This window comes from Thermogemmatispora sp., from assembly GCF_019683755.1.
Lineage (GTDB): Bacteria > Chloroflexota > Ktedonobacteria > Ktedonobacterales > Ktedonobacteraceae > Thermogemmatispora.
The window spans coordinates 1-8,353 of record NZ_JADGHT010000210.1 but is presented as its reverse complement, the minus strand read 5'-3'; the positions used below and the strand labels follow the sequence as shown (position 1 = coordinate 8,353).

Below are 8,353 nucleotides of genomic sequence, written 5' to 3'. Positions count from 1 at the left end.
GGGGGCCGGAGGGTGGGACGACAGGAAGGTGGGGCAAGGTCAGGACAGCCAAGACAAGCCAGGACAAGCGGATGGAGGATACTCTCAAGAAGAGGCGAAAGCGTCTCAGGTAGGCCATGCGCATGGCTCCCAGCGTAGCCATGCGCGGCGGCGCTGCCTGGCCAGCATTGGGCATTGGCCTGGTGCATGGAGACCGCCCCGCTGCTGGCGGGTTCGGATCAGACGGTGACCGCCGCCCGCTGGCGCTGCTGCAAGCGCATGCGGATACCAAAGCGGGGACGCAGTGTCACAGCGGCCTCCGGTTCAATGCGCTGTCCAGGAACAAGCTCAGCCTCCCACGAGCGAATGAGCGTTGCCAGCACGAGCACCCCCTCCATCCAGGCGAACGGCTCGCCAATGCAGAGGCGAGGGCCGCCCCCGAAGGGAAAGTAAGCGAATTTCGGGCGAGCGGCGCGGGCCTCGGGCGTCCAGCGCTCGGGTAAGAAGCGCTCCGGCTCAGGATAAAAGCGCGGATCGTGGTGAACCACATACTGACTCATAATAACGCGGGCCCCAGCGGGGATGGCCAAGCCGCGGATGTCACAGTCGCGAATTGCCGTGCGATCGATGCTCCAGGCTGGAGGGTAGAGGCGCATTGACTCTGCCAGCACCCACTCAGCGTAAGTCAAACGAGGGAAGTCGTCGGCAGTAGGCAAGCGATCGCCAAGGACCTGCTCGACCTCCTGGCGCAGGCGCTCAGCGACCTCGGGGTGCTGGGCCAGCAGGTACCAGGTCCAGGCCAAGGCGTTGGCCGTGGTCTCATGCCCTGCTAATAGCAGCGTTGTCATCTCGTCGCGGAGCTGCTCATCGCTCATAGCCCCCTCCTCGTCGTGGGCCTGCAACAGCCAGGAGAGCAAGTCGCCCTGGTCCCTGCCACTGCGTCGATGCTCCTCGATGATGCGATAGATGACGCGATCCATCTCGTCGCGGGCGCGATAGAAGCGGCGGCGAATGGGCAGAGGCAGACGCTCCAACTGTTCCGCCCAGGGAGAAAGGCCAATCTTAATGAAGGCCTCCATTGCCACAGCCATCGCCTGACTGACCGTGCTCGCCTCGCGCTCCACATCGACATTGAACAGGGTCTTGCCAGCAATGACCAAGGTCAGGCGCATCATCTCCTCAGCCATATCGACGACCGCGCCATCCTGCCAAGAACGAGCCAGGCGAGACGCCTCCTCAACCATCGTCGTGGCGTAGGCAGCAATACGCTGGCGGTGGAAAGCCGGCTGGATCAACTTGCGCTGCCGCTTGTGAAAGTCGCCCTCGCTGGTCAGCAAGCCCTGGCCCAGCATGCGACTGGTCATCTGGACCCCCTGCCCCTTGTGGAAATTGGCATGCTGGACGACCAGCACCTCCCGGATGTCCTCCGGGTGGCTGAGCAGGAAGATTTCCAGCGGCCCCCCTTTGACGTGGACAACGTCGCCATACTTGCGAGCGAGCCGAAGAAAGGTCATAGGTAGATTGCGCCGCGAGAGCAAGGCCAGAATCTCCCGCAAGTTGGGACTGGCCGGCTGGCGTCTCACCGGCGTCTGAGGCGCTTGCACCATAGGTCGCTATTCCCCCTTCCCTGAGACAGACGGACAGACAGACAGACAGACAGACAAGCTAGGACTGATGTGAAGCCGCGGTCGCCGAGGCCAACTCGCCAACCTCCTGGCCTTGAAGAAAGGCTAACAGGGCCTCATTGAACAGCTGCGGCTGATCATACATACAGATGTGATTGGCGCGCGCGATCACATAGAGGCGGGCCTGCGGAATGGAGGCATGGAGCTGGCGCCCAAAGGCGAGCGGAACAAGGTCATCTTGGGCCCCCCAGATGAGCAGCGTAGGAGTGCGCAGAGTGGGCAAAAGCGGGCGGGCATCCAGCGCCACAATCTGGTGGGCAGCACGTAAGATCATCAAGGTGCCGGCACGGACCCCATCATAGAGGAGAGTTGGCCAGAAAGCAGGCGTTGTACGGGCCAGAGCGAGAGCCGTGGGCCAAAGAAGCTGGGCCACGGAGCGCTCGAAAGGAATGCCAATCGAGGCGACCAGCACTAAGCGCTTGACCTGCTCGGGACGCTGAGCGGCCAAAGCCATGCAGACATATCCTCCCATTGAGTGACCGACCAGTGAAAAGCGCTCCAGACCCAGAGCCTGACAGAAGCGGCCCAGCCACTGAGGAGCGCGCAACAGGTGGAACTGGCGGCGAAAGCGCCGCATGGCACCGAAGCCAGGCAGGTCGACCAGGTAGACCCGATACTGTTGGGCGATGGCCGGGATATTCCTGGCCCACCATTTGGTCGAGCCAGAGAGGCCATGCACAAAGACCACCGGCTCCCCCTCGCCGGCGTATTCATAGCGTACTGGAGTGCCATCGACAGTGACGACCTGGCTGCGTGTCTGAAAGGCTGCCATTGCCCGTGTCCCTCCTCAGAAAGTGCAAGCGAACGAGAGACTCAGTCGCTTGAAAGGTATCAGATGGCGTTCCCGCGCTGCAGGTGAGACTGAGCCCGGCGCGATTCGCTCCACTCGCTCAGCGCGGCGAACTGCCCAACTCGTGTAAGCTGTTGATCGTTGCTAGCAGCGTGCGGATCGCCAGCTCCGTGAGCTGCTCCTTGCTCAATTGGCGTTCCTCCAGCCAGGAGAGGCTCAAAGCCTCGACAAAGCCGACCCAGCCAGTGATCGCCAGGCGAAGAGCGGGTCCGTGGCGCTCGCTCTCCGGTAAGCCCTGCAGGACGCGCTCGACATAGGTCTGCCGCACATGGTTGAGAATGGCAGCGACCTCGGGATCGACGCCGACGCCGCCACGGAGCAGGGCGACATAGGTGCGAGCGTGCAGCTCGGCGAACGTGAAGTAGGCGAGCAGGCCGACACGCAGGCGCTCCAGCGGCTCCAGGGAGGCATCCGGCTCCGTCAGCTCCAGCAGTTGGTTCGTGCTGTGGCGCAGCACCGCCAAATAGAAATCATGCTTGGTCGGAAAGTAGTAGTAGAGCAGGCCCTTAGAGATATTAGCGGCGGCAGCGATATCGTCGATGGCCACCTCATCGTAGGAATACCTGCTAAAGAGGTCCAGGCCGACCTCGATCAGCCGCTCGCGACGTGTTTTCCGTTTCTGCTTGTGAAGCATCAGGTGATCCCCCAGCGCTTGATCATGCGCTGAGCCAGGGGCGAGCGGTCGTAGCGATGGGCGCGAGCCAGACGGCGCAGGCGCAACAGGATCACGAGATCGACCAGGGCAGGAAGATGGCGCGCCAAGCCGATTTCCAGGGCGCCAAGGCGCGTGGTGGCCACATCGCGGCGGACACGCCCGCTGCAGCAGCGCACCAGAGTACGTACAACGGCCTCCAGCGGTTCCTCGCGTACGAGATCGGCCAGCGAGAGGCCAGCGGCCTCGGCGGCAGCATGGATCGGGGTGCGCACATAGCCCGGATAGACCGTTGTCACACCGATCTGGCTGCCATATTCCATGCGCAAGGCATCCGACCAGGCCGCCAGCGCGCGCTTGCTGGCGGCGTAGGCGGAGGCAAAAGGCACAGTGGCGAAGGCCAGACCGGAGGCTACATTGATCACACGCCCGCGCGAGGCCAGCAAGGCAGGCAAGGCATAGGCCGTCACGGTCCAGGGTCCTAACAAGTTGACCTCCAGGGTCAGGGCGACATCCTCGCTCGGGGGAGCGCCGGCATCCTGGGGGAGGCCGATGCCCGCCAGGTTGATGAGAATATCCAGCCCGCCCAGCTCCTCAATCGCCTGGGCTACGGCCCGCTCAACAGCCTCGCTGCTGGTCACATCAGCCTGGATGATGCCCTCACCGCCACGCCGATCAAGGCCAATGACCCGCGCCCCCCGTCGACGTAGCTCGGCACAGGTTGCACTGCCAATGGCCCCCGCAGCGCCGGTGACCAGGACGCGCTTGCCAACCAATCGGCCAGGCTGGTGGCTTTGCATAATGGTTCCTCCCTCCCTCCGTGCTTGTCTGGCGTGGTGTGGTGTGGTGTGGTGTGGCGTGCACCTTGCCTTAGTAGGTATCACGATTGGCTGGCGTGACCAGCGGCAGGGACGGCGTAGCCGGGGCCAGAGGTGGCTTCTGAGGCAGCGCGTGACTGGCTCTGGTCGCGGCTGAGGCCTCCAGGCTGGCTGCCCCGTGGCGCCAGGCGCCGCAGCCGACGTCGCAACCGCTCGATGGAGCGCATGGTCTCCTGCACGCCAACCAGGTAGCGGGCCGAGGGCGGCTCCCAGCGGGCAATCAGGTTGGCGATGGGAACCTCAAGTCGTTCTTGGTATTGGATCAGCTCGGCCAGCAGGCGCGCACCGCGGCTGATGAGGGGGCCAGCTCCACCGCGCGGTTGCAGGAGGCCAAAGATGTAGAGATTGGCCAGATCCGGAACCATCAGGTGCGCTACCAGGCGGGGATAGCCGTGCTCCCAGGTAAAGAGCTGGTGGTCCAGGAAGGGGAACGAGACGTTGAAGCCCGTGGCCCAGACGATGGTGTCGAATTCCTGACTGCTGCCGTCCACAAACTGAACCTGCTTGCCGTCAAGGCGCGCTATGTCCGGCTTGGGAGTGATCAGGCCGTGGCGGATAAAGTAGAGCAGCTGGGAGTTCACAATGGGATGGCGGTCAAAGAGATCGTGGTCCGGCTTGGGAAGCCCATAGCGCGAGTTGGGACCCACAATGAGGGCCAGCGCAGCCTTGATGATGAGCTTCTGCAGCCAAAGCGGCATCCAGGGCATTTCCATTTCGGCTACCGGGATGCCGGCGATGGTCTTGGGCAGGAAGTAGTAGCCACGGCGCATCGAGATGGCAACCTGCTTGATGCGTTTGCAGAGGGCAGCCTCCACAGCAATGTCACAACCAGAGTTGCCAGCCCCTACGACTAAAACGCGTTCGCCTTCGAAGTCGTTGGCATTCTTGTAATCTTTCGAGTGCAGAGCTTTACCGCTGAAGCTTCCCGGGTAGCTGGGATAGCGTCGGTCCCAATGGTGGCCGTTGGCCACAATCACACCACGGTATTCCAAGCGACGCCCATCGTCGAGGGTCACGTGCCAGCCGCTCAGACCACGCGGGTCAAGTGGCTCGATGCGTTCGACACGACGTCGGAACTGGATGTAGCGCCTGAGGCCGTAGTGGTCAGCATAGGCCCGCAGGTAGTCAAGCACTTGTTGCCGGCTGGGGAAATCAGGGTAGCTGGCCGGCATGGGGTATTCTTCGTAGCCGGTGCTGTTGCGTGAGGAGATGATATGCGTCGCATCGTAGACGCCGTTGAGCCAGTTGCCCCCCACGTCCTCGTTCTGCTCGAAGATGTCGAAGGCAATCCCGGCATCCTGAAAGGCGCGGGCAATGCCGAGACCTGAGTAGCCAGCGCCGATGATGCAGTAGCGCGATGCCATGCGAGTTCCTCCTTTGGTGGTGACGGCTTGCTGCACCGTACCGGTCAACCCCTTGACCGGCTCGGTCGGGCCGAGCGTCAGGCAGCTCTCTCCTCCGCAGACCCCACGCGCGCATTGGCTCACCTCCGCTCCTCTCGCTGAGCCGATGGCGCCCAGCTCGTTTGCCTTCTTTGCCCCGCCCGTTATTGAATATAATTCAAATTTGACCAAAAGTCAAGAAGGTGCGGGTCTTGTCTCGGGACCGGGGCGAGATGCTATAGTAAGTGAGGCCCTGCCGGCGAACGAAGGGCAGCGTGGCGCTGAGACCTTGCTTGCCGGCGGGCAGACGCTCAATCTGTGTGTTGTTTCTTGCTGTCAAGAGGAGGAAGGCTTTCATGACAGTGGCAACGATTCGCTGTGTCGGTGTCGTTGGCTGCGGCCTCATGGGCAGTGGCATTGCCCAGACCTGTGTCCAGGCCGGCTATCGCGTCCTGGTGCGCGAGGTTAGTGAGGAGCTCTTGCAGAAGGGCCTCCAGCGTATCTTCGAGGCCTGGCAGATGCTCGAGCACAAGGGGAAGATTTCCCATGAGCAGGTGGAGGAGTACCGTGGACGGTTGCGCGGTACGGTGGCCCTGGAAGAGCTGGCCGATTGTGATCTGGTGATCGAGGCCATTGTGGAACGAATGGAGGAGAAGCTGCGTCTCTTTACAGCTCTCGACCGGTTGCTGAGGCCAGAAGCGCTGATTGTCTCGAATACGTCTTCACTCAGCGTGACGCAGATGGCGGCAGTGACGCAGCGTCCGCAGCGCGTCTGCGGCTTGCATTTCTTTAATCCGGCGCCAGTCATGAAGCTTGTCGAGATTGTGCGGCCAATTACAGCCTCTGATGAGACTATCGAGACGGTGCGTCGCTTTGCGGAGTCGTTGGGTAAGACGCCAGTGCTGGCCAAGGATACTGCTGGCTTCATTGTGAATTTCTTGCTGATTCCTTATTTGCTCTCAGCAATTCGCATGTTGGAGAACGGTGTGGCTTCGCGCGATGATATTGATACGGCCATGAGGTTGGGCTGTGGCTATCCGATGGGGCCGTTTACGCTCCTGGATTATGTGGGCCTGGATACGACGTTGTGGGCCGCGGAAGCCATCTATGAGGAGTATAAGGAGCCGCTCTATGCCCCGCCGCCTCTGTTGCGTCGTATGGTCGCAGCGGGGATGCTGGGTCGTAAGAGCGGTCGTGGCTTCTATGAGTATTCCTGATGGGGAGGGAGCTGCTCCCCCTGCCAGGTGTTGGGTGGAGAGGTGGCCAGCTGCGTCTAAGCTGGCCACTGCTTATTGGCCTTCCTTGCTGGGACCTGGGGCCCTGGAACCTCTCTCGAGCTACGTGAGAGAGAAGGGGCAGAAGGAGGTCGGTGGTTCAGTCTTCTTCGTGCTCTTCGCTCAGCGAGACGCGTGGTTCCGGTCCCGGGGGAGGGCTGGCATGGTGGAGCTGTTGGCTGCTGGGGTGCGCTCGCTCTAGGGGAAGGTGCTGGTGATGGTAGAGGCGGTTCGAGAGCAGGGCGTGGTTGGCGGTCATGGCAACTTGCAGGGATTCAACGAGCTGCTCTAGTCGTTCGATGCTCTGAAAGACCTGCTGAAAGGTGCTTTGGTTGTTCCGGTAGGGTTCAACGGCGTTGGCGTTGGCGTTGGCGCGCTGGACCGCCAGGTGTTGTTCCCAGTTCCGGCTCAGCTCGCGCAGCGAAGTGTAGAGTCGCTCCAGCCGCTCGTCGAGGGCCCTGCCAATGGCTTCCATGAGGTCGTCCCAAGAGAGCTCCGTCTGGACTTCGATGGATTCCGCCTCTGCTTGGGAGGAGGGAGCTGGCTCTTCGCCGCTGGCTGTACCGTTGGTGGCACTCTCGGCAACGCTGGGCTGACGCTGGTTGAGAAGCTGGTTGAGCAGTTGCTCAATACCCATGAGTTGGGCGGCAAGCAGGCGATCAAGGGCGCTTTCGATCTGCTGCTGCTGCTGCTGCTGGCGCTGCTCAACTTCGTGGCCCAGGGCTTGGACCAGGCGCGTTTGCTGGGTGCCGAGCTTCTGGCTGAGGGCAATGTTGAGTTCGTTTTGCTGGTCGTTGAGTTTGTGGGTCAGGGTGCGTAGCAGCTCCTGCTGGAGCTGACCAAGGCGCTGTTCGAAATCTCGGCTTAGGGTACTGAGTCGCTGCTCGAAGGCCCTCTCCATTTCTTGGCGGTGGGCGGTAAGGCGACGCTCAAGGATGGTGTTGAAGGATTGCAGTTCATCTTCGGTGAACGACATAGCCACGTCCCTTTTGTTCTTCCTGGGTGAGCCTGCAGACAAGTATAGGGGGAGTGGAGGCGATTGTCAATTCAGCGCTGCTGCCTGTCAGGTGGGGAAGATGGCTTCTTCCCAGCTTGCTCGCCTGGGGTATGGTACAATAGGGGAGAGGGTTGCAGAGGCAATGATGTCTCTGTGTGTGCAGCGATTGCCGAGGTTGATCTGATGCCACGCGCTATTGATTTTCATGTTCATTTGCCGACAACCGAGTTTATCGAGGTGACTCTCGGTCCCTATGCCCGCGCCGCTGAGCGCTTTTTCCGGACGGAGGTTAAGCTGAAGGATATTGAGCAGATGGCTGCCGATTATGCGGAGTTGGATATGGTCGGGGTGCTCTTAGCCTGGGATGCTGAGACGGCTACGGGTCTGCCGCCTCTGGGCAATGATTATATCGCTGAGATTGTGCGGCGCTATCCGCAGCAGTTCATCGGTTTTGCCAGCGTCGATCCGCATAAGGGAAAGGCCGCTGTGAAAGAGGTGGAGCGGGCCATTAAGGATCTGGGATTGGCTGGAGTGAAGTTTCATCCAGGTGTCCAGGCCTTCTATCCCAATGATCGCGCCTTCTATCCGCTGATGGAGAAGATTCAGGAGTTGGGTGTGCCGGCTCTCTTCCATACGGGCACCAATGGGTTGGGGGC

At 61.5% G+C, this 8,353-nt stretch carries 8 protein-coding genes; 2 read left to right on the top strand and 6 right to left on the bottom strand.

Translation table 11 applies throughout. From position 1 onward, the window contains the following. Positions 1–218: 218 nt before the first annotated feature. From IRZ24_RS13430 to IRZ24_RS13410, 5 genes are all read right to left on the bottom strand, one after another. Positions 219–1,586: a cytochrome P450 gene (locus tag IRZ24_RS13430; RefSeq protein ID WP_297165089.1), complete on the bottom strand. Its 1,368-nt coding sequence runs from the start codon at positions 1,584–1,586 to the stop codon at positions 219–221. 58 nt (positions 1,587–1,644) lie between these two features. Beyond that, the gene (locus IRZ24_RS13425) at positions 1,645–2,436 is read right to left on the bottom strand and encodes an alpha/beta fold hydrolase (protein ID WP_297165087.1); all 792 of its coding nucleotides are present in this window, start codon (positions 2,434–2,436) and stop codon (positions 1,645–1,647) included. Positions 2,437–2,554: 118 nt separating this feature from the next. Then, complete coding sequence (locus tag IRZ24_RS13420) at positions 2,555–3,148, bottom strand: TetR/AcrR family transcriptional regulator (protein WP_297165085.1); 594 nt, start codon at positions 3,146–3,148, stop codon at positions 2,555–2,557. After that, positions 3,148–3,966 (bottom strand): SDR family oxidoreductase, encoded by an 819-nt coding sequence (locus IRZ24_RS13415; protein WP_297165083.1) that lies wholly within the window; start codon positions 3,964–3,966, stop codon positions 3,148–3,150. Before IRZ24_RS13415 ends, IRZ24_RS13420 begins: the two co-directional genes overlap by 1 nt. Positions 3,967–4,046: 80 nt before the next feature. After that, a complete protein-coding gene (locus IRZ24_RS13410) occupies positions 4,047–5,531 on the bottom strand; it encodes an NAD(P)-binding domain-containing protein (RefSeq protein WP_297165081.1) in 1,485 nt (494 codons plus the stop codon). 257 nt (positions 5,532–5,788) lie between these two features. On the opposite strand from IRZ24_RS13410, the gene IRZ24_RS13405 reads away from it, so the two are divergent. Beyond that, on the top strand, positions 5,789–6,643 hold the full coding sequence (locus IRZ24_RS13405) for a 3-hydroxybutyryl-CoA dehydrogenase (protein WP_366914295.1): 855 nt from the start codon (positions 5,789–5,791) through the stop codon (positions 6,641–6,643). A gap of 157 nt (positions 6,644–6,800) precedes the next feature. On the opposite strand, the gene IRZ24_RS13400 is transcribed toward IRZ24_RS13405, so the two are convergent. Beyond that, on the bottom strand, positions 6,801–7,676 hold the full coding sequence (locus IRZ24_RS13400) for a hypothetical protein (protein ID WP_297165077.1): 876 nt from the start codon (positions 7,674–7,676) through the stop codon (positions 6,801–6,803). A gap of 174 nt (positions 7,677–7,850) precedes the next feature. Between IRZ24_RS13400 and IRZ24_RS13395 the strand changes: the two genes are divergently transcribed. After that, positions 7,851–8,353: amidohydrolase family protein (locus IRZ24_RS13395; protein WP_297165076.1), on the top strand; the 503-nt coding region annotated here is incomplete at its 3' end.